Source organism: Halomonas caseinilytica (genome assembly GCF_001662285.1).
GTDB lineage: Bacteria > Pseudomonadota > Gammaproteobacteria > Pseudomonadales > Halomonadaceae > Halomonas > Halomonas caseinilytica.
In genome coordinates this window covers 1-20,854 of record NZ_BDEO01000010.1, presented here as the reverse complement: position 1 = coordinate 20,854, position 20,854 = coordinate 1, and the positions used below count along the sequence as shown (strand labels likewise).

Below are 20,854 nucleotides of genomic sequence, written 5' to 3'. Positions count from 1 at the left end.
CCCTCAGCCTGCTTTGACGGCGCTGCGCACGATGACATCACTGCCGGTGGCGCCGGGTACGGCACCCTTGATCAGCAGCAGGTTGCGCTCGGCATCGACACGGACGACTTCCAGGGTCTGCACGGTGCAGCGGGCGTTGCCCATCTGACCGGCCATCTTCTTGCCCTTGAATACGCGGCCCGGGGTCTGGCACATGCCAATGGAACCCGGTGCACGGTGAGCCAGGGAGTTACCGTGGCTGTTGTCCTGGGTACGGAAATTCCAGCGCTTCACGGCGCCTTGATAACCCTTACCCTTGGAGGTACCGGTCACGTCGACGTGTTGACCAGTTTCGAAGAGGGATACGGTGAGCTCGCCGCCCACTTCCGGAGCCTCGGCGCCTTCTTCCAGGCGGAACTCCATCAGCGAACGACCGGCCTCGACACCTGCCTTGGCGAATTCCCCAGCCTGGGCTTTCGACAGATGCTTGGCCTTGCGGGAGCCGGTTGTCACCTGAACCGCCGCGTAGCCGTCGGACTCGACGGACTTCACACGCGTAACGCGGTTGGGCTCAACCTCGATAACGGTCACGGGCACTGAGGCACCGTCTTCGGTAAAGACACGGGTCATCCCGGCCTTTTTACCGACCAAACCGATAGTCATGCTTAGTCTCCTTTAGTGTACGGGGCTATCACCCGCTATGGCTGCCCTTTCCAGAGCATTCCACTAGCACGTTGTATGACGCCATCCCGGCGTGGCGGCTGCTGAACCTCAGTGGCGCTTGGGAGGGACGCTGGGCCGCGAGTGTCTAGTGTGGTATCAGTCGAGCTTGATCTGCACGTCCACGCCGGCGGCGAGGTCGAGCTTCATCAGGGCGTCAACGGTTTTCTCGGTCGGCTCGACGATATCGAGCACGCGCTTGTGCGTACGAATTTCGTACTGATCACGAGCATCCTTGTTCACGTGCGGCGAGATCAGCACGGTATAGCGCTCGCGATTGGTCGGCAGAGGGATCGGACCCCGGACCTGGGCGCCGGTACGCTTGGCGGTATCCACGATCTCCGCAGCGGACTGGTCGATCAGGCGATGGTCGAAAGCCTTCAACCGAATGCGAATCTTCTGGTTCTGCATTTGCCCTAAACTCCAATGGATCTTGACGGCGCGAGCCGTCAACCCACGCATTCAAAGGATGCGCATTATAGGCGCACCAAAAACGAGAGTCAAACCCTCATCACGGTGCGCAGAAAGGGGGCTCCTTGCGGAGCCCCCTTCGATCGGTCGAGCGCTTGTCGCTTACTCGATGATCTTGGCCACGACGCCGGCGCCGACGGTACGACCGCCTTCGCGAACGGCGAAGCGCAGACCGTCATCCATGGCGACCGGAGCGATCAGGCTGACGACCATCTTGACGTTGTCGCCCGGCATGACCATTTCGACGCCTTCCGGCAGTTCGCAGGTACCGGTGATGTCGGTGGTACGGAAGTAGAACTGCGGACGATAGCCCTTGAAGAACGGAGTGTGACGACCACCCTCGTCCTTGGACAGCACGTAGACCTCAGCCTCGAACTTGGTGTGCGGGGTGATGGTGCCCGGCTTGGCCAGGACTTGACCACGCTCGACATCGTCACGCTTGGTACCACGCAGCAGGGCACCGATGTTCTCGCCTGCGCGACCTTCGTCGAGCAGCTTGCGGAACATTTCGACACCGGTAACGGTGGTCTTGGCGGTTTCCTTGATACCGACGATCTCGACTTCCTCGCCAGCCTTGACGATGCCGCGCTCGACGCGACCAGTCACCACGGTGCCACGGCCAGAGATGGAGAAGACGTCCTCGATCGGCATCAGGAACGGCTGATCGATGGCGCGCTCCGGCTCCGGAATGTAGGCATCCAGGGCCTTGATCAGGTTGGCAACGGCGGTGGTACCCATGCCGTTGTCATCCTTGCCTTCCAGCGCCATCAGAGCAGAACCGGTGATGATCGGGCAGTCGTCGCCCGGGAAGTCGTACTCGTTGAGCAGTTCACGGACTTCCATCTCGACCAGCTCGAGCAGCTCTTCGTCGTCGACCATGTCGGCCTTGTTCAGGAACACGACGATGGTCGGCACGCCGACCTGGCGAGACAGCAGGATGTGCTCGCGAGTCTGCGGCATGGGGCCGTCGGCGGCGGAACAGACCAGGATAGCGCCGTCCATCTGGGCGGCACCGGTGATCATGTTCTTGACGTAGTCAGCGTGCCCCGGGCAGTCGACGTGAGCGTAGTGACGCTCTTCGGACTGGTACTCGACGTGAGCGGTGGCGATGGTGATACCGCGCTCGCGCTCTTCCGGTGCGTTGTCGATGGAGTCGAACGCACGGGCATCACCGCCGAAGACTTCCGCGGACACACGAGTCAGGGCCGCAGTCAGCGTGGTCTTACCGTGGTCGACGTGACCGATGGTGCCGACGTTGACGTGCGTTTTGGAACGTTCGAATTTTTCCTTAGCCACTGCTATGACCTCTTTACGTTAGCTAACGGTTAACCGTTCTGATTGATGACGGCTTCAACGACGCTGGACGGCGCCTCTTCGTAATCCGCAAACTCCATGGTGTAGCTTGCGCGGCCCTGGCTTTGAGAACGCAGATCGGTTGCGTAACCGAACATCTCAGCCAGCGGAACGGTGGCGCGAATGACCTTCCCGGCGGGCGTGTCATCCATCCCCTGGACCAGGCCTCGGCGACGGTTCAGGTCGCCCATGACATCCCCCATGAACTCCTCGGGTGTCACGACTTCGACCTTCATCACCGGCTCGAGCAGCACGGCCTTGGCCTTGGGTGCGCCTTCCTTGATCGCCATGGAAGAGGCGACCTTGAACGCGGTCTCGTTCGAGTCCACGTCATGGTAGGAACCGTCGAACAGCGTAACCTTGACGTCAATCATCGGGTAGCCCGCGATGACACCGTTCTGGAGCTGCTCATAGGCCCCCTTCTCGACAGCGGGCACGTATTCCTTCGGAACCACGCCGCCGACGATTTCAGAAGCGAACTTGAAGTGCATGTCTTCGTCGTCGCCCTTGTCTTCGGCCGTCAACGGCTCGATGCGCAGGTGCACATGGCCGTACTGGCCGCGACCACCGGACTGACGGACGAACTTGCCTTCCTGCTCGACACTCTGACGAATGGTCTCGCGGTAGGCCACCTGCGGCTTGCCGATGTTGGCATCCACCTTGAACTCGCGACGCAGACGGTCAACGATGATGTCCAGGTGCAGCTCGCCCATCCCGGAGATGATGGTCTGCCCGGTCTCTTCGTCGGTCTTGACCTGGAAGGACGGGTCTTCCTGGGCCAGCTTGCCCAGCGCCGTACCCATCTTCTCCTGGTCGGGCTTGGACTTCGGCTCGACGGCCACGGAAATCACCGGATCCGGGAACTCCATGCGCTCCAGCACGATCTTGTCGTTCAGGTCGCACAGAGTGTCACCGGTGGTGACGTCCTTGAGCCCGATACAGGCGGCGATATCGCCGGCCAGCACTTCCTTGATCTCCTCGCGGGAGTTGGAGTGCATCTGCACGATACGGCCGACACGCTCTTTCTTCTCCTTGACGGAGTTGTAGACGCTGTCGCCGGACTTCAGCACGCCGGAGTAGACGCGAATGAAGGTCAGGGTGCCGACGAAGGGGTCGGTGGCGATCTTGAAGGCCAGCGCGGCGAAGGGGGCATTGTCGTCCGCCTCGCGGGTCGCGACGGTGCCGTCCTTGTCGTCCAGCTCGCCTTCGATGGCCTTAACCTCGGTGGGAGACGGCATGTACTCGATCACGCCGTCCAGCACCGCCTGCACGCCCTTGTTCTTGAACGCGGAGCCACAGGTGACCAGCACGATCTCGTTGTCGAGGGTACGACGACGCAGGCCAGCCTTGATGTCTTCCACGGACAGGTCCCCTTCCTCGAGGTACTTGTCCATCAACTCTTCGGAGGCCTCGGCGGCGGACTCGACCATCTGCTCGCGATACTTCTGAGCGGTCTCTTCCAGCTCGGCGGGGATGTCGACCAACTTGTAGTTCATGCCGAAGTTGTCTTCATCCCACTCGATGGCCTTCATGCGAATGAGATCGATGACGCCCTTGAAGTCGTCCTCGGCACCCCAGTTGATCTGGATCGGCACGACATTGGCGCCCAGCTTGTTCTTGAGCTGGTCGAGCACCATGAAGTAATCAGCGCCGGCACGGTCCATCTTGTTGACGAACACCATCCGCGGCACTTCGTACTTGTTGGCCTGGCGCCAGACGGTTTCCGTCTGAGGCTGCACGCCGGAGCTGCCGCACAGCACCACGACCGCGCCGTCGAGCACGCGCAGGGAACGCTCCACCTCGATGGTGAAGTCCACGTGCCCCGGGGTATCGATGATATTGATGCGGTGCTCATCGAACTGCTTGTCCATCCCCTGCCAGAAGCAGGTGGTCGCCGCGGAGGTGATGGTGATACCACGCTCCTGCTCCTGCTGCATCCAGTCCATGGTGGCGGCACCATCATGGACTTCGCCGACCTTGTGAGAAAGGCCGGTATAGAACAGGATACGCTCGGTAGTGGTCGTCTTACCGGCGTCGACGTGGGCTACGATACCGATATTGCGGTAACGCTTGAGCGGAGTCTTGCGAGCCACGATGTAACTCCCGTTGGTTGGCGATGCGGTTTAGAAGCGCTGAACTTAGAACCGATAGTGAGAGAAGGCCTTGTTGGCCTCTGCCATGCGGTGTACGTCCTCACGCTTCTTGACGGCCGAACCCTTGCCTTCGGCGGCATCCAGCATCTCGCCAGCCAGACGCTGCACCATGGTCTTCTCACCACGGCGGCGAGCGGCATCTACCATCCAGCGCATGGCGAGCGCCTGACGGCGAGACGGGCGCACTTCGACCGGCACCTGATAGGTCGCCCCGCCGACACGGCGAGACTTGACCTCGACCATGGGCTGGATGGTTTCCAGCGCCTTGTCGAAGATCTCCAGCGGCTCTTCCTTGCTACGCTCGGCAACCCTGTCCAGCGCACCATAGACGATACGCTCAGCTACGGACTTCTTGCCGCTGATCATCAGGTGGTTCATGAACTTCGCCAGGCGCTCGCTTCCGAATTTCGGATCCGGCAGGATCTCGCGCTTGGCCGCAACTCTTCTTCTAGGCATGATAAGCCCTCGTTCGAAGGGTCCTTCAGGTAAACCCGAGACGACCTAGCGGCGCTCGACCTTACTCTTATCAGACCGTGACTATAAAACTCTCGGTGGCCGCAGCCCTTGCGTCGAACGCCTCGATCAGGCCTTCGGACGCTTGGTGCCGTACTTGGAACGGCCCTGCTTACGATTCTGAACGCCGGAGGTATCCAGAGCGCCGCGCACCGTGTGGTAACGGACACCCGGAAGGTCCTTGACCCGGCCGCCACGAATCAGGACCACGGAGTGCTCCTGGAGGTTGTGGCCTTCACCGCCGATGTAGGAAGCCACTTCATAGCCGTTGGTCAGGCGCACACGGCAGACCTTACGCAGGGCCGAGTTCGGCTTCTTCGGGGTAGTGGTATAGACGCGCGTGCAAACGCCGCGCTTCTGCGGGCAAGCTTGCAGCGCCGGCACGTCGCTCTTGGCGGCCTGGCGCTTGCGCGGCTTGCGCACGAGCTGATTGATCGTTGCCATTTATTGCTCCAAATGGGTTGCCTTGGCGGAAGCGAGTAGCTGTTCGCTCCCTGTCTTGCGCACTTTCCCAATGGTGCGAGCGCACCCGCCCCACTGTTAAAGGCTGCGCATTCTAATGTCTGATACTGCCGTCCGTCAAGCGTGGGCCCGCGTCATGCGGGCCCACGCCAGTGGATGCATCAGATGTCGTCGTCATCCGAATCCAGCGCGGTGAGCTGGGCGCCCAGCTCCTGCTCCACGTCCTGGGCGGACGGATGGAGCAGCCGCTCGGCATCCTCCCGCTTGCGACGACGCTCCGCGTGATGGGTCAGACCGGTACCGGCCGGAATCAGACGTCCCACCACCACGTTCTCCTTCAGGCCGCGCAGGTAATCGCGCTTGCCGGTGACCGCCGCCTCGGTCAGCACCCGCGTGGTTTCCTGGAAGGAAGCCGCGGAGATGAACGACTCGGTCGCCAGGCTGGCCTTGGTGATACCCAGCAGCAGGCGCTGGTACTTGGCCGGGAACTTGTCCTCTTTCGCCAGGCGGGCGTTCTCCTCGAGCACGCGCACCAGCTCGACCTGGTCGCCCGGGATGAACTCGGAATCACCGGCGTCGGTGACTTCCACCTTGCGCAGCATCTGACGCACGATCACTTCGATGTGCTTGTCGTTGATGCCCACGCCCTGCAGACGATAGACGTCCTGCACCTCGGCGACGATGTACTTGGCCAGCTCGGCGATACCCAGCAGACGCAGGATATCGTGCGGGTTGCTCGGCCCGTCCGAGATCACCTCGCCCTTCTCGACGGTCTCGCCTTCGAAGACCGCGATCTGGCGCCATTTCGGGATCAGCATCTCGAACGGCTCGCCATCCTCGGGCGTGATCGTCAAGCGACGCTTGCCCTTGGTTTCCTTGCCGAAGCTGATGACACCGCTGACCTCGGCGAGGATCGCCGGCTCCTTGGGCTTGCGCGCTTCGAACAGGTCGGCAACCCGCGGCAGACCACCCGTGATGTCCTTGTTGCCGGTTGCTTCGACCGGAATCCGGGCAACCACTTCGCCAACACCGATGCGTGAGCCGTTGTCCACGGTCACCACGGCCTTGCCGGGCAGCAGGTACTGGACCGGCGTATCGGAGCCGGTCACGGTGACCGGCTTGCCGGCCTCGTCGGCGAGCAGGATCATCGGGCGCTTGTCGCGACCGGCCATCGGGCGCGCCGCCGACTCGATCACCTCGATGGAAGACAGGCCCGTCATCTCGTCCACGCTGCGGTGGATGGTGACGCCCTCGTCCATGTCGGCGTACTGCACCTGACCCTCGGCCTCGGCGATGATCGGGTGAGTGTGCGGATCCCACTTGGCCACGGCCTGGCCGGCTTCGACCTCGTCGCCGTCCTTGACCGACAGCTCGGCACCATAGGGCAGCTTGTAGTACTCGCGCTCACGGCCATGCCCATCGGCAACGGCCAGGGCACTGGAGCGAGAGACCACGACCAGCTTGCCGTCGGCACGCTCGACGTGCTTGATGTTGTGCAGCCGCACCTTGCCGCCGTGCTTGACCTGGACACTGTCCACTGCGGAAGCACGAGAGGCTGCACCACCGATGTGGAAGGTCCGCATGGTCAGCTGGGTGCCAGGCTCGCCGATGGACTGAGCGGCGATGACACCCACCGACTCGCCGACGTTGACCTGATGGCCCCGCGCCAGGTCGCGACCGTAACAGGCCGAGCAGACGCCGTGGCTGGTGCCACAGGTGATCGCCGAACGCACCACGATCTCGTCGACACCCATGGTGTCGAGTTCGGCACACCACTTCTCGTCGAGCAGGGTACCGCGCGGAATCAGCACTTCCTCGGTATTCGGGTCGACGACATCCTGGGCGACCACTCGACCCAGCACACGCTGTGCCAGGGAGACGATGATGTCGCCACCCTCGATGACCGGGTGCAGAGTCAGGCCGTTCTCGGTGCCGCAATCACTCTCGGTAATGACCATGTCCTGGGCCACATCGACCAGACGGCGGGTCAGATAACCGGAGTTGGCGGTCTTCAGTGCCGTATCCGCCAGACCCTTACGCGCGCCGTGCGTCGAGATGAAGTACTGCAGGACGTTCAGGCCTTCGCGGAAGTTGGCGACGATCGGCGTCTCGATGATCGACCCGTCCGGCTTGGCCATCAGGCCACGCATGCCGGCCAGCTGACGAATCTGCGCCGCGCTGCCCCGGGCACCGGAGTCAGCCATGATGAAGACGCTGTTGAAGGAATCCTGCTCGACCTCGTTGCCCTCGCGGTCGATCACGCTTTCCTTGGAAATCCCCGTCATCATCGCCTTGGCGACCTGGTCGTTGGCACGCGCCCAGATATCGATGACCTTGTTGTACTTCTCGCCCGCGGTCACGAGACCGGAGGAGAACTGGTCCTCGATTTCCTTCACTTCTTCCTCGGCAGCCTCGACGATCTCGGCCTTGGCATCCGGGATGACGAAGTCATTGACCCCGATCGAGGCGCCGGACCAGGTGGCCATGCGGAAGCCGGTGTACATCAACTGGTCGGCGAAGATCACCGCGGGTTTCAGGCCAGCGCGACGATAGACCTCGTTGATCAGCTTCGAGATGGCCTTCTTCTTCATCGGCTGGTCGACCAGCGAGAAGGGAGCCCCCTCCGGCAAGATGCGATAGAGCAACGCACGACCCACGGTAGTGTCGTAGATCTTGCGACTGTACGTCTTCTCGCCACCCTCTTCCTCGATGATGGTCTCGTCGAGGCGCACCTTGATGCGGGCATGCAGGGAAACGCTCTGGGTGCCGAACGCGCGCTCGACCTCGTCCAGGCCGGAGAACACCATCCCTTCGCCCTTGGCGTTGATGCGCTCGCGGGTCATGTAATAGAGACCGAGCACCACGTCCTGGGACGGCACGATGATCGGCTCGCCGTTGGCCGGTGACAGCACGTTGTTGGTGGCCATCATCAGGGCACGCGACTCGAGCTGGGCTTCCAGGGTCAGCGGTACGTGAACCGCCATCTGGTCGCCGTCGAAGTCGGCGTTGTAGGCAGCACAGACCAGCGGATGCAGCTGGATCGCCTTGCCCTCGATGAGCAGCGGCTCGAAGGCCTGGATACCGAGACGGTGCAGGGTCGGTGCCCGGTTGAGCAGCACCGGATGCTCGCGGATGACCTCGGCGAGAATGTCCCAGACTTCGGGCAGCTCGCGCTCGACCATCTTCTTGGCAGCCTTGATGGTGGAGGCCTGGCCATTGTGCTGCAGCTTGGAGTAGATGAACGGCTTGAACAGTTCCAGCGCCATCTTCTTGGGCAGACCGCACTGGTGCAGGCGCAGGGTCGGGCCCACGGTGATCACCGAGCGGCCGGAATAATCGACGCGCTTGCCGAGCAGGTTCTGACGGAAACGCCCCTGCTTGCCCTTGATCATGTCGGCCAGCGACTTCAGCGGGCGCTTGTTGGAGCCCGTGATCGCGCGACCGCGGCGGCCGTTGTCGAGCAGCGCATCGACCGCTTCCTGCAGCATGCGCTTCTCGTTGCGCACGATGATATCCGGCGCATTGAGGTCGAGCAGGCGCTTGAGGCGGTTGTTGCGGTTGATCACGCGACGGTAGAGATCGTTGAGATCCGAGGTCGCGAAACGACCGCCATCCAGCGGCACCAGCGGACGCAGGTCCGGCGGCAGCACCGGCAGCACTTCCATGATCATCCAGGCCGGATCGTTGCCGGACCCCTGGAAGGCTTCAAGCAGCTTGAGGCGCTTGGAGAGCTTCTTGATCTTGGTTTCGGAGTTGGTCTGCGGGATCTCCTCGCGCAGACGCTCGATCTCTTCCTCAAGATCGATGTCCTTGAGCATGGCCTGCACCGCCTCGGCGCCCATGCGAGCGTCGAAGTCGTCGCCGAACTCCTCGAGGGCCTCGAAGTACTGCTCGTCGTTGAGCAGCTGGCCGCGCTCGAGGGTCGTCATGCCAGGATCCACGACCATGAAGCTCTCGAAATAGAGCACGCGCTCGATGTCACGCAGGGTCATGTCCAGGAACATGCCGATGCGCGACGGCAGTGACTTCAGGAACCAGATGTGAGCGACCGGGCTGGCCAGCTCGATATGGCCCATCCGCTCACGACGCACGGCGGCCTTGGTGACCTCGACGCCGCACTTCTCGCAGATGATGCCACGATGCTTCATGCGCTTGTACTTGCCGCACAGGCACTCGTAATCCTTCACCGGACCGAAGATCTTGGCACAGAACAGGCCGTCACGTTCCGGCTTGAAGGTACGGTAGTTGATGGTCTCGGGTTTCTTGACCTCGCCGAAGGACCAGCTGCGAATCATGTCCGGCGACGCCAGGGTAATCTTGATCGCGTCGAACTCGTCGGACTGAGACTGCGATTTGAGGACTTTCACCAAATCTTTCATGGGTCGGCTCCGTTGCGGAGTTGTCATGGGCGGGGGCGCGCACGCCCCCGCGGACCGTCATACTGCGAAGCGCCGTTACGGCAGCCTCAGCTCTCCAGTTCGATGTCGATACCCAGCGAGCGGATCTCCTTCACCAGCACGTTGAAGGATTCCGGCATGCCCGCCTGCATGGCGTGGTCGCCATCCACGATGCTCTTGTACATCTTGGTACGACCCTCCACGTCGTCAGACTTGACGGTGAGCATCTCCTGGAGCGTGTAGGCTGCGCCGTAGGCCTCCAGGGCCCAGACCTCCATCTCCCCGAAACGCTGGCCGCCGAACTGGGCCTTGCCGCCCAGCGGCTGCTGGGTAACCAGCGAGTAGGAGCCGGTGGAGCGCGCATGCATCTTGTCATCCACCAGGTGGTTGAGCTTGAGCATGTACATGTAGCCCACGGTCACCGGTCGGTCGAAGGCTTCGCCGGTCCGGCCATCGTAGAGCGTCATCTGACCGGATTCCGGCAGACCGGCCAGCTTGAGCAGGTGCTTGATTTCATGCTCACGGGCACCATCGAAGACCGGCGTGGCCATGGGCACACCTGCCTTGAGGTTCTTCGCCAGAGCGATGACCTCTTCATCGGACAGCGAGTCCAGTTCCTCGACCCGGGTGCTACTGGCTGTATTGTAGACCTGTCCCAGGAACTCGCGGATTTCACCGACCTGCTGGTCGCGTGCCTCACGCAGCATCTGCTCGATCCGGACACCGAGCCCACGTGCCGCCATGCCCAGGTGCGTCTCGAGAATCTGGCCGACGTTCATCCGCGACGGCACCCCCAAGGGGTTGAGAATCAGGTCGATGGGTTCGCCGTTGTCGTCAAAGGGCATGTCCTCGATCGGCATGATCGCGGAGATGACACCCTTGTTACCGTGGCGGCCCGCCATCTTGTCGCCCGGCTGCATGCGACGCTTCACGGCCAGATAGACCTTGACGATCTTCAAGACGCCAGGCGCCAGATCGTCGCCCTGAGTGAGCTTGCGCTTCTTGTCCTCGAAGCGCTCGTCCATTTCCTTGCGACGATTCTCGAGCTGTTCGTCGGCCTGAGCCAGCAGCTCATTGAGCGACTCGTCCTGCATGCGCAGCTTGAACCACTGCTGACGCGGCAGTTCCTCGAGGTACTCGTCGCTGAGCACGTCGCCCTTCTTGAGCTTGGGCCCACCGTTGACGGCCTGGCCGGACAGGGTGCGTTGCAAGCGCTCGAAGGTGGCGTCCTCGGCGATCCGGTAGGTTTCCTGAAGATCCTTGCGAACCTCGTCGAGCTGCATCTGCTCGATGGACAGCGCGCGGGAATCCTTCTCCACCCCATCGCGCGTGAACACCTGGACGTCGATGACCGTGCCCTTCATGCCGGTCGGCGCACGCAGCGAGGTGTCCTTCACGTCGGACGCCTTCTCGCCGAAGATCGCACGCAGCAGCTTCTCTTCGGGCGTCAGCTGTGTCTCGCCCTTGGGCGTGACCTTGCCGACCAGGATATCGCCCGGGCCGACCTCGGCCCCGATGTAGACGACACCGGCCTCATCCAGCTTGGACAGTGCGGACTCGCCAACGTTGGGGATGTCCGAGGAAATTTCCTCGGCGCCCAGTTTGGTGTCGCGGGATACGCAGGTCAGCTCCTGGATGTGGATGGACGTGAAACGGTCCTCCTGGACGGCCCGCTCGGAAAGCAGGATCGAGTCCTCGAAGTTGTAACCGTTCCACGGCATGAAGGCGATGCGCATGTTCTGACCAAGCGCCAGATCCCCCATGTCGACGGACGGACCGTCGGCCAGAATATCGCCCCGTGCCACGGTGTCTCCCGTATGCACGATCGGACGCTGGTTCTGGCAGGTGTTCTGGTTGGAACGCAGGTACTTGGTCAGGTTGTAGATGTCGACGCCGGCTTCGCCGCCGATGATCTCGTCCTCGTTGACCCTCACCACGATCCGCTTGGCATCGACCGAGTCGATCACCCCGCCACGACGCGCCACAGCACAGACGCCGGAGTCGCGAGCGACGAAACGCTCCATACCGGTGCCCACCAGCGGCTTCTCGGCGCGCAGGGTCGGCACGGCCTGACGCTGCATGTTCGCCCCCATCAGGGCGCGGTTGGCGTCATCGTGCTCGAGGAACGGAATCAAGGCCGCTGCCACGGACACCACCTGACGCGGTGAGACGTCCATCAGAGTGACCTGCTCGGGGCGCATGAAGGTCGTCTCGCCCTTGTGGCGAACCTGCACCAGGTCATCGACCAGCTTTCCGCTCTCGTCCACGGTGGCCGACGCCTGGGCGATGACGAAGTCGCCCTCCTCGATCGCCGAGAGGTGCACCACCTCGTCGGTCACCTGGCTGTCCACGACCTTGCGGTACGGCGTCTCGAGGAAGCCATAGCTGTTGGTATGGCTGTAGGTGGCCAGGGAGTTGATCAGACCGATGTTCGGCCCCTCCGGCGTCTCGATCGGGCACAGACGACCATAGTGGGTCGCGTGCACGTCACGCACCTCGAAGCCGGCCCGCTCACGGGTCAGGCCACCCGGACCGAGGGCGGAGACACGACGCTTGTGAGTCACCTCGGACAGCGGGTTGTTCTGGTCCATGAACTGCGAGAGCTGGCTGGAACCGAAGAACTCCTTGACCGCCGCCGCGACTGGCTTGGCATTGATCAGGTCCTGCGGCATCAGGCCTTCGCTCTCGGCCATGGAGAGACGTTCCTTGACCGCGCGCTCGACGCGCACCAGGCCGACCCGGAACTGATTCTCGGCCATCTCGCCGACACAGCGGATGCGACGGTTGCCCAGGTGGTCGATGTCGTCGACATCGCCGAAGCCGTTACGGATGTTGATCAGCTCGCCCAGCACATCGAGGATGTCGCGCTGATCGAGCACGCCGGAGCCCGTGTCGGACTCACGACGCAGGCGACGGTTGAACTTCATGCGACCGACACCGGACAGGTCGTAGCGGTCTTCGGTGAAGAACAGGTTGTTGAACAGCGTCTCGGCCGCTTCCTTGGTGGGCGGCTCGCCGGGACGCATCATGCGGTAGATCTCGACCAGCGCCTCGAGTTGGGAGCCGGTGGTGTCCAGCTTGAGGGTATCGGAGATGAAAGGACCGCAATCGAGATCGTTGGTGTAGAGCGTCTCGATGGTGGTAATGCCGGCCTGGCCCAGGCTTTCCAGCAGCTCAGGCGTGAGCGCGGTGTTGCACGGGCAGATCAGCTCACCGGTGTTCGGGTTGACCTGATCCTTGGCCAGGGTCTTGCCGAACAGATAATCCATCGGCACTTCGAGGCGCTCGAGCCCGCTCTTCTCGAGCTGACGAATGTGCTTCTGGGTCACACGACGGCCTTCTTCGACGATGACGTTGCCGTCACCATCCTTGATGTCGAAGGTCGCGGTTTCGCCGCGCAGGCGCGACGGCACCAGATCCACGGAGAAGCCGGACTTCTCGATGTGGAAGGTGCTGGTCTCGAAGAACTCGTCGAGGATCTCCTCGGCGCTCATGCCCAGCGCACGCATCAGCACGGTCGCCGGCAGCTTGCGGCGACGGTCGATACGCACGAAGACGTTGTCCTTGGGATCGAACTCGAAGTCCAGCCAGGAACCGCGGTAGGGAATGACCCGTGCGGAATACAGCAGCTTGCCAGACGAGTGGCTCTTGCCCTTGTCATGGTCGAAGAACACACCCGGACTGCGGTGCAGCTGGGAGACGATGACGCGCTCGGTACCGTTGACGACGAAGGTACCGTTCTCGGTCATCAGGGGGATTTCCCCCATGTAGACTTCCTGCTCCTTGATGTCCTTGATCGCCTTGTTCGACGAATCCTTGTCGTAGATGATCAGGCGGACCTTGACGCGCAGGGGGGCCGAGTAGGTGACGCCACGCAGCTGACATTCCTTGACGTCGAACGCCGGCGTGCCGAAACGGTAGCTGACGTATTCCAGAGCAGCGTTGCCGGAAAAGCTCTCGATCGGGAAGACGGAGCGGAAGGCGGCATGCAGGCCGACGTCTAGACGTTCTTCGGGTGAGCGGTCCTGCTGGAGAAAGTCGTAATAGGAATCAAGCTGGATGGCCAGCAGGTAAGGCACATCCATCACTTGGGGCAGTTTGCCGAAATCCTTGCGGATGCGTTTTTTCTCAGTGTATGAGTAAGCCATCTGTATTCCCCAGCTTGTTCACCATGGGTGACCGATGCGTGTCGGCGCCACCCGACGGGGGTCGGCTCCGTCAGGCGCTGACGGCGAGCCCCCGGAAGAGGCTCGCCATCGGAATTCGGCCAACCGGCGCCCCGCAGGGCTACCGGCTAGCGACAACAGAAAAAGGCCGGCAGCGGATGTACCGCCACCAGCCGTACAAGCTTACGCCGCGCGTGAAGCCGTAGGCACAAGAGTTACTTGAGCTCCACGGAAGCGCCGGCTTCTTCCAGCTTGGTCTTGGCTTCTTCGGCATCTTCCTTGGACATGCCTTCCTTCAGGGTTGCCGGCACGCCGTCGACGGCGCCCTTGGCTTCCTTCAGGCCCAGGCCGGTGATCTCGCGGACAGCCTTGATGACGTTGACCTTCTTGTCGCCGGCACCGGTCAGCACCAGGTCGAATTCGGTCTGTTCTTCGGCGGCTTCAGCTTCGCCACCAGCGCCCGGGCCAGCCACGACGGCAGCAGCAGCGGACACGCCGAACTTCTCTTCCATCGCTTCGATCAGCTCAGCGACTTCCATCACGGACATGTCGGCGACGGCGTTGATGATGTCTTCTTTGGTCAGTGCCATTTTCACGTTCCTAACTTTGCGGGAGTCTCGATGATTCGACGACTCGGTGATTCAATGTTCGACTCGCGTGACGCGCCCGAGCTCCTGGCTCAGGCCGCCTCTTCCTGCTTCTGGTCGCGCAGCGCGGCGAGGGTGCGAACCAGCTTGCCGGCGGAGGCTTCCTTCATGACGGACATCAGCTTGGCAATGGCCTCGTCACGGGTCGGCAGGGTTGCCAGGCGATCGAGATCGCTTGCCGGGATGAACTCGCCTTCGTAGGCCAGCGCCTTGACTTCGAAGTCCTTCTCCGTCTTGCCGAACTCCTTGAACAAACGGGCGGCAGCACCCGGATGATCAGTGGAGAAGGCCAGAAGGGTCGGACCCACGAAGCTGTCATTCAGGCACTCCCACTGAGTGCCCTCCAGGGCGCGACGTGCCAGAGTGTTGCGCACAACACGGATCTGCACGCCATTCTCGCGGGCCTGCTTGCGCAGGTCGGTCATCTTGCTGACCGAGACACCACGAGAATCGGCAACAACGACGGAGAGAGCATCCTTGGCCGCTTCACTGACCTCGGCAACAATTGCTTTCTTGCCTTCGAGTGCTAGTGGCACAGTGATCACTCCTTCGTGCCGGAACCTCTCAAGAGCGTTCCGGTGGTTACCATCTCCCCCTCCGCAAGCGGTGGGGGTCCTGGGTGATGGTGCTCACCAGACGTCTGGCGGCCACACCATCTGCGCAGGCCTCCACTGAGGACGATTAAGCCGCCTTCCTGAATGAAGGCGGCACCTGCGGTCTTTGACGGTGCCCCGCCGGCTCTTGTCGAAACAGCGCACGGGGACCGCAAAGTTTCTTGCTCTTTATCGCTCCGCGATTCAGACCAGCGCGGAATGGTCGACGGTCACGCCCGGGCCCATGGTGGTGGACAGGGAGACCTTCTTGAAATACACACCCTTGGACGTGCTCGGTTTGAGCTTCTTCAGGTCGGCGATCAGCGCCTCCAGGTTGCCCCGGATGGCAGCAGCGTCGAAGTCGACCTTGCCCAGTGTGGTGTGGATGATGCCATTCTTGTCGGTACGGAACCGCACCTGACCCGCCTTGGCGTTCTTGACCGCAGTGGCGACGTCGGGGGTCACGGTACCGACCTTGGGGTTCGGCATCAGGCCGCGCGGACCGAGAATCTGGCCCAGCTGGCCGACGACGCGCATGGCATCCGGCGAGGCGATGACCACGTCGAAATCGAGCTGGCCCTTCTTGACCTGCTCGGCCAGGTCGTCCATGCCGATGACATCAGCCCCGGCTTCCTTGGCCGCGTCAGCATTGGCGCCCTGAGTGAAGACGGCGACGCGCACGTCCTTGCCAGTACCATTCGGCATGACGGTGGCGCCACGCACGACCTGATCGGATTTACGCGGATCGACACCCAGGTTGATGGCGACGTCGACAGATTCCTTGAACTTCACATTGGAGAGTTCGGAAAGCAGCTCGACGGCCTCATCCAGGCTGTATGCCTTGTTCGGGTCGACCTTTTCACGGAACAGCTTTGCACGCTTGGTCAGCTTAGCCATGATCAGAGACCCTCCACGTTCAGGCCCATGCTACGGGCGCTACCGGCAATGGTGCGCACCGCGGCGTCGAGATCGGCGGCCGTCAGATCCGGCTCCTTGGCCTGAGCGATCTCTTCGAGTTGCTCGCGGGTCACGGTGCCGACCTTGTTCTTGTTCGGCTCGCCAGAGCCGGACTTGATGCCAGCCGCCTTCTTCAGCAGGACCGACGCGGGCGGGGTCTTGGTGACGAAGGTGAAGCTGCGGTCGGCATACACGGTGATGACGACCGGGGTCGGCAGACCCGGCTCGAGGTTCTGCGTCTCGGCGTTGAAGGCCTTGCAGAACTCCATGATGTTGACGCCGTGCTGACCCAGCGCGGGCCCCACGGGAGGACTCGGATTGGCTTTACCAGCTGCGACCTGCAGCTTGATGTAAGCCTGTACTTTCTTGGCCATGATGGACTCCAGATGGGTAATAGCGCCTTGCGGCTCCCCGGGTTAAGCGGCCACCTAGGCGACCGCCACGTTCATGCTCGGGTCACTCTTTCTCGACCTGAGCGAATTCCAGCTCGACGGGCGTGGAGCGACCGAAGATCAGCACGCTGACCTGCAGGCGGCTCTTGTCGTAGTTGACTTCCTCGACCACGCCATTGAAATCGGCGAAAGGCCCGTCAATGACACGCACCGACTGCCCCGGCTCGAACATGGTCTTCGGCCGCGGCTGCTCGACGCCGTCCTTGACACGACTGAGAATGGCGTCTGCCTCACGCTGCGTGATAGGCGCCGGCTTCTCCTTCGTGCCACCGATGAACCCCATGACTCGCGGGGTCTCATTGACCAGGTGCCAGGTCTCATCGGCCATTTCCATCTCGACCAGCACATAGCCGGGATAGAACTTGCGTTCGCTCTTGCGGCGCTTGCCGTCACGCACCTCAACGACTTCTTCGGTCGGCACCAGGATCTCGCCGAAGCGGTCCTCCATGCCATACAGCTTCACGCGCTCAATGAGCGAGCGCATGACATGCTTCTCGAAGCCGGAATAGGCGTGTACGACGTACCAACGCTTGGACATGCGGACTCCTAACCAATGACGCCGGACATCGCCCAGCCAAGAAGCGTGTCGATGAGCCACAGCATCAGCCCCACCACCAGCACGGCAACCAGCACGATGGCGGTCGTCTGGATGGTTTCGGGACGTGTCGGCCAGACAACGCGCTGAATCTCTTTCTTCGCGTTGCGGGCCAGCTCCAGCAGCTCGCGACCCTTCGTGGTGGTCAATGCCAACAGCGCCGCCACCACGCTGAGCGCGACGACACCGAGCACACGATAAAGTAATGCCATGTCGGCAAAGTACGTATTGCCGACCACGGCCAGAACCAACAGAATGACGACAACCGCCCACTTGAGCCCGTCGTGGCGCGACTCCTGCACCTCGGCGTTATGTTTCATGACCACGAGACTCCTCAGGGGCAGCAATCGAAAACAAGACAGTATACGGGATATTGCCAGCCTGGGGAAGACTGGCAGGCCAGGAGGGACTCGAACCCCCAACCTGCGGTTTTGGAGACCGCTGCTCTGCCAATTGAGCTACTGGCCTGTATGCCTTCAAGGCCCGCCTTTGCAGCGACCCCGAGCGACAGCGGGCGCCATGATAGCGAAACCCTTTTCGCCTGGCAACCCCTTCCGGCACGCTCACTTCCGGAAGAAAAAGAAAAGGCGAGCTCTCGCTCGCCTTTTCGCAATGGAGCTCATGGACGGATTTGAACCGTCGACCTCACCCTTACCAAGGGTGTGCTCTACCCCTGAGCTACATGAGCGCTTACAACCGACATCGAAACGATGTCAAAACACTGGAGCGGGCAGCGGGGATCGAACCCGCATCATCAGCTTGGAAGGCTGAGGTTCTACCATTGAACTATGCCCGCCTGCCCACTCTTGCGCCATTCTCGCTCAGCGAGCACGGCAGAATCTGGTGGAGGGGGAAGGATTCGAACCTTCGAAGCTTTCGCGGCAGATTTACAGTCTGCTCCCTTTGGCCACTCGGGAACCCCTCCAACTGGCGGAGCATTTTACAGCTCCAGGTTACGGTGTCAAGTGATTGTTTTCTCAATCATCCTGACAGGACATCCTCGTCGAAACAGGGCTGCCGCTCCGGAACGCGACGCATTCTGTCAAAGCAGCATGGAGAATGCAAGGCCAGCGCGAATCTTTTCCAATGCCACCGGCCGTGGCACCTCCGGCGCCCCCGACATTCGGCCGGCTCGCTCGGCCGCGGTCAACGGAAAACAGGCCTCGAGGCCACCATAGACCATATCGGGCCACACGGCATGCGGCGCCTGGATACCCCGTGACACCACCCGTGCGTCGCCCCCCGTCACCAGCAGCGGCAAGGCGACGCCTTGCTGATCGCATACCTCGCTGTAGATACGGTTCACTGCACTGACCGCCGCCATGTAGATGCCATGATTGACCGCCTCGACGGTGCGAACCCCCGGCTCCAGGAGCTCGTCGGCCTCACTGTCCGGATCGATGGCCACGTTTCGGGTACCCAGCTTCAGGCTCTCCTTCATCAGGCGCAGCCCCGGCAGTATGTAACCACCGAGATGTCGCCCACCGGGCAGTACGAAGTCCATGGTGATGGCACTGCCACAATCCACCGAGCAACAGCCGCCCGCCAGCTGATAGCCTGCCAACACCCCCATCCAGCGGTCGACGCCCAGTCGGGCGGGCTCTTCATAGCCATTGGTCACGCCCAGGGCTTCCGGCGTGGAGCGGGCCACATGGACTCCCCCCACCCGATGCCGCAACAGCGTCACCGTCCGGGCAAGCACCGCCTGACGGGCCACGCTGGAGATGCGGACCGACTCGACCACGTCCAGGTCCGGAATATCCGCACCCGGGCGCCACTCCTCTCGGGTCCAGACGGCCCCTCGGGAACGTATCTCGCTACTGTCGGCATCCTTGAGTCGCCACTTCGACAACGTATTCCCGATGTCCAGGTCGAGGATCATACGCGGCCCCGCACGCTGATCTCACCTCCAGCAAGCTTCCAGCGCTCGGTGGACCGCCTGACCCACAGGTTGCCCGACGCATCCACCTGCTCCGCAATGGCAACATCGCGACGATCCCCCTGGATTACCTCGACCTCCTGCCCGGCAAACGCATGACGCGCATTCCAGGCATCCTGCCAGGCAGCAAACCCGTGCTGCTCGAAGTCCGCCAGCAGCGGCATCAATTGAGCCAGCAGCTCGATGGCCAACTGGTTGCGCGCAAGCGCCGGGGCCTGGTCACGAACCGCCGACACCGGCTGTTCGATACCTGCCCGGAACTCGGCGGACAGATCGACATTGATGCCGATTCCCACCACGACCTCACAAGGCCCCGCGGCATCACCACTCATTTCCACCAGGATGCCGGCCAGCTTGCCGAACGCGCCACTCGAGGTCTCCAGCAGCACATCATTGGGCCACTTGAGCAATGGCGCCACACCATGTGATTCCAGCACGCGGGACAACACGACACCGACAGCCAGGCTCAAGCCCTCCAGGGCTGCGACCCCCGACTCGAAGCGCCACCCCACCGACAACATCAAGGTACGCCCCCATGGAGTCACCCAGGCTCGACCTCGACGCCCCTTGCCAGCACTCTGCTGCTCGACAAGGCAAACCTCGCCGTGTCCGGCCCCCTGTTCAAAGCGATCCCGCACGAACTGATTGCTCGAAGGCAGCACCTCTTCGACGAACAGCCGAGTCACGCAACGCCTAGCTTCTCGCGGCAGGCCGGCCACGATGGCGCTGCCATCGAGCAGTTCCAGCGGCTCGGCAAGCCGGTAGCCCTGCCCTTTCACCGCCTCCATGGGAATGCCCAGCGACTCGAGTTTACGCAACTGCTTCCATACCGCCGCACGAGAAACACCCAGCCGCTCCCCAAGCTGTTCGCCAGAATGGAACTCACCATCGCTCAGCAAGCGGATCAGGTCTCCGATGGTCATGCACAGGCCCCAACCAAGGAAAACCCATATTCTATCGGAACAGGCCAAGCGCCGGAAATTCGCCTTATCGCTACCTCCATGATGGCCCCTGCATATTCGTTCAGCGATCAAGTCATCGACGTAGCACCGGGCGCTTCGTCCAGCCACCCGACACAAAAAACCCCGACCTCAGTGAGGCCGGGGGCTCGGTATAAGTGCCTGACGCCTCCACGGCCACGCCGTGGCCTCGAGCCTGGACTCGGGACGCCGCATCGCGGCTTTTCACCTCGTCCGTTCGCGCCTGACAAGGCGATGCCTTGTCCATCGTCCAGACATAAAAAAATCCCCCGGGAGTACCGGGGGATTTTTCATGTAAGTGCCTGACGATGACCTACTCTCGCATGGGAACTCCCACACTACCATCGGCGCTGAGCGGTTTCACTGCTGAGTTCGGCATGGGATCAGGTGGTGCCCACTCGCTATGGTCGTCAGGCGAAAAAATCAATGCAATCCTGCTGACGATACGTCTCGTGCGTACCCGGCGTCGTCTGTCAT

16 protein-coding genes, 4 tRNA genes and 1 rRNA gene are annotated in these 20,854 nt (G+C 62.1%); all 21 read right to left on the bottom strand.

Annotated elements, in window-relative coordinates; translation table 11 throughout:
* Positions 1 to 3: 3 nt before the first annotated feature.
* Positions 4 to 642 carry a 50S ribosomal protein L3 gene (gene rplC, locus HSDC_RS11680; protein WP_064700135.1) on the bottom strand — a complete coding sequence of 213 codons (639 nt, stop codon included), beginning with the start codon at positions 640 to 642 and terminating at the stop codon, positions 4 to 6.
* Between the two features lie 156 nt (positions 643 to 798).
* Complete coding sequence (gene rpsJ, locus HSDC_RS11675) at positions 799 to 1,110, bottom strand: 30S ribosomal protein S10 (RefSeq protein WP_010626466.1); 312 nt, start codon at positions 1,108 to 1,110, stop codon at positions 799 to 801.
* A 162-nt stretch (positions 1,111 to 1,272) separates the two neighbouring features.
* A complete protein-coding gene (tuf, locus tag HSDC_RS11670) occupies positions 1,273 to 2,466 on the bottom strand; it encodes an elongation factor Tu (RefSeq protein ID WP_064700134.1) in 1,194 nt (397 codons plus the stop codon).
* 29 nt (positions 2,467 to 2,495) lie between these two features.
* Entirely contained in the window at positions 2,496 to 4,616 is a 2,121-nt protein-coding gene (fusA, locus tag HSDC_RS11665) for an elongation factor G (RefSeq protein ID WP_064700133.1), read from the bottom strand.
* Between the two features lie 45 nt (positions 4,617 to 4,661).
* Positions 4,662 to 5,132 carry a 30S ribosomal protein S7 gene (gene rpsG, locus HSDC_RS11660; RefSeq protein ID WP_013330989.1) on the bottom strand — a complete coding sequence of 157 codons (471 nt, stop codon included), beginning with the start codon at positions 5,130 to 5,132 and terminating at the stop codon, positions 4,662 to 4,664.
* A gap of 126 nt (positions 5,133 to 5,258) precedes the next feature.
* A complete protein-coding gene (gene rpsL / locus HSDC_RS11655) occupies positions 5,259 to 5,633 on the bottom strand; it encodes a 30S ribosomal protein S12 (RefSeq protein WP_013330988.1) in 375 nt (124 codons plus the stop codon).
* Between the two features lie 179 nt (positions 5,634 to 5,812).
* Positions 5,813 to 10,030: a DNA-directed RNA polymerase subunit beta' gene (rpoC, locus tag HSDC_RS11650; protein ID WP_064700132.1), complete on the bottom strand. Its 4,218-nt coding sequence runs from the start codon at positions 10,028 to 10,030 to the stop codon at positions 5,813 to 5,815.
* 86 nt (positions 10,031 to 10,116) lie between these two features.
* On the bottom strand, positions 10,117 to 14,196 hold the full coding sequence (rpoB, locus tag HSDC_RS11645) for a DNA-directed RNA polymerase subunit beta (protein ID WP_064700131.1): 4,080 nt from the start codon (positions 14,194 to 14,196) through the stop codon (positions 10,117 to 10,119).
* A 233-nt stretch (positions 14,197 to 14,429) separates the two neighbouring features.
* A complete protein-coding gene (rplL, locus tag HSDC_RS11640; protein ID WP_064700130.1) occupies positions 14,430 to 14,804 on the bottom strand; it encodes a 50S ribosomal protein L7/L12 in 375 nt (124 codons plus the stop codon).
* A gap of 89 nt (positions 14,805 to 14,893) precedes the next feature.
* The gene (gene rplJ, locus HSDC_RS11635) at positions 14,894 to 15,397 is read right to left on the bottom strand and encodes a 50S ribosomal protein L10 (protein WP_064700129.1); all 504 of its coding nucleotides are present in this window, start codon (positions 15,395 to 15,397) and stop codon (positions 14,894 to 14,896) included.
* Between the two features lie 261 nt (positions 15,398 to 15,658).
* Entirely contained in the window at positions 15,659 to 16,351 is a 693-nt protein-coding gene (gene rplA / locus HSDC_RS11630; RefSeq protein WP_064700128.1) for a 50S ribosomal protein L1, read from the bottom strand.
* A gap of 2 nt (positions 16,352 to 16,353) precedes the next feature.
* A complete protein-coding gene (gene rplK / locus HSDC_RS11625; protein ID WP_064700127.1) occupies positions 16,354 to 16,785 on the bottom strand; it encodes a 50S ribosomal protein L11 in 432 nt (143 codons plus the stop codon).
* 82 nt (positions 16,786 to 16,867) lie between these two features.
* Positions 16,868 to 17,401, bottom strand: coding sequence for a transcription termination/antitermination protein NusG (gene nusG / locus HSDC_RS11620; RefSeq protein ID WP_064700126.1), 534 nt, complete (start codon positions 17,399 to 17,401; stop codon positions 16,868 to 16,870).
* Between the two features lie 8 nt (positions 17,402 to 17,409).
* Entirely contained in the window at positions 17,410 to 17,778 is a 369-nt protein-coding gene (secE, locus tag HSDC_RS11615) for a preprotein translocase subunit SecE (RefSeq protein WP_064700125.1), read from the bottom strand.
* A gap of 72 nt (positions 17,779 to 17,850) precedes the next feature.
* Positions 17,851 to 17,926 (bottom strand) — tRNA-Trp (locus HSDC_RS11610).
* Positions 17,927 to 18,071: 145 nt separating this feature from the next.
* Positions 18,072 to 18,146 (bottom strand) — tRNA-Thr (locus HSDC_RS11605).
* 34 nt (positions 18,147 to 18,180) lie between these two features.
* Positions 18,181 to 18,254 (bottom strand) — tRNA-Gly (locus HSDC_RS11600).
* A 45-nt stretch (positions 18,255 to 18,299) separates the two neighbouring features.
* Positions 18,300 to 18,383: transfer RNA gene (locus HSDC_RS11595), tRNA-Tyr, on the bottom strand.
* 117 nt (positions 18,384 to 18,500) lie between these two features.
* Complete coding sequence (locus HSDC_RS11590; RefSeq protein ID WP_064700124.1) at positions 18,501 to 19,340, bottom strand: type III pantothenate kinase; 840 nt, start codon at positions 19,338 to 19,340, stop codon at positions 18,501 to 18,503.
* Positions 19,337 to 20,320 carry a biotin--[acetyl-CoA-carboxylase] ligase gene (locus HSDC_RS11585; RefSeq protein WP_064700123.1) on the bottom strand — a complete coding sequence of 328 codons (984 nt, stop codon included), beginning with the start codon at positions 20,318 to 20,320 and terminating at the stop codon, positions 19,337 to 19,339. Before HSDC_RS11585 ends, HSDC_RS11590 begins: the two co-directional genes overlap by 4 nt.
* A 357-nt stretch (positions 20,321 to 20,677) precedes the next feature.
* Positions 20,678 to 20,792 (bottom strand): 5S ribosomal RNA (gene rrf / locus HSDC_RS11580).
* Positions 20,793 to 20,854 lie beyond the last annotated feature (62 nt).

Coding starts and splice junctions, on each gene's coding strand:
- rplC (WP_064700135.1), bottom strand. CDS start 642: ATGACTATCGGTTTGGTCGGTAAAAAGGCCGGGATGACCCGTGTCTTT.
- rpsJ (WP_010626466.1), bottom strand. CDS start 1,110: ATGCAGAACCAGAAGATTCGCATTCGGTTGAAGGCTTTCGACCATCGC.
- rpsG (WP_013330989.1), bottom strand. CDS start 5,132: ATGCCTAGAAGAAGAGTTGCGGCCAAGCGCGAGATCCTGCCGGATCCG.
- rpsL (WP_013330988.1), bottom strand. CDS start 5,633: ATGGCAACGATCAATCAGCTCGTGCGCAAGCCGCGCAAGCGCCAGGCC.
- secE (WP_064700125.1), bottom strand. CDS start 17,778: ATGAAACATAACGCCGAGGTGCAGGAGTCGCGCCACGACGGGCTCAAG.
- rplK (WP_064700127.1), bottom strand. CDS start 16,785: ATGGCCAAGAAAGTACAGGCTTACATCAAGCTGCAGGTCGCAGCTGGT.
- rplL (WP_064700130.1), bottom strand. CDS start 14,804: ATGGCACTGACCAAAGAAGACATCATCAACGCCGTCGCCGACATGTCC.
- rpoB (WP_064700131.1), bottom strand. CDS start 14,196: ATGGCTTACTCATACACTGAGAAAAAACGCATCCGCAAGGATTTCGGC.
- rpoC (WP_064700132.1), bottom strand. CDS start 10,030: ATGAAAGATTTGGTGAAAGTCCTCAAATCGCAGTCTCAGTCCGACGAG.
- nusG (WP_064700126.1), bottom strand. CDS start 17,401: ATGTCCAAGCGTTGGTACGTCGTACACGCCTATTCCGGCTTCGAGAAG.
- HSDC_RS11590 (WP_064700124.1), bottom strand. CDS start 19,340: ATGATCCTCGACCTGGACATCGGGAATACGTTGTCGAAGTGGCGACTC.
- rplA (WP_064700128.1), bottom strand. CDS start 16,351: ATGGCTAAGCTGACCAAGCGTGCAAAGCTGTTCCGTGAAAAGGTCGAC.
- HSDC_RS11585 (WP_064700123.1), bottom strand. CDS start 20,320: ATGACCATCGGAGACCTGATCCGCTTGCTGAGCGATGGTGAGTTCCAT.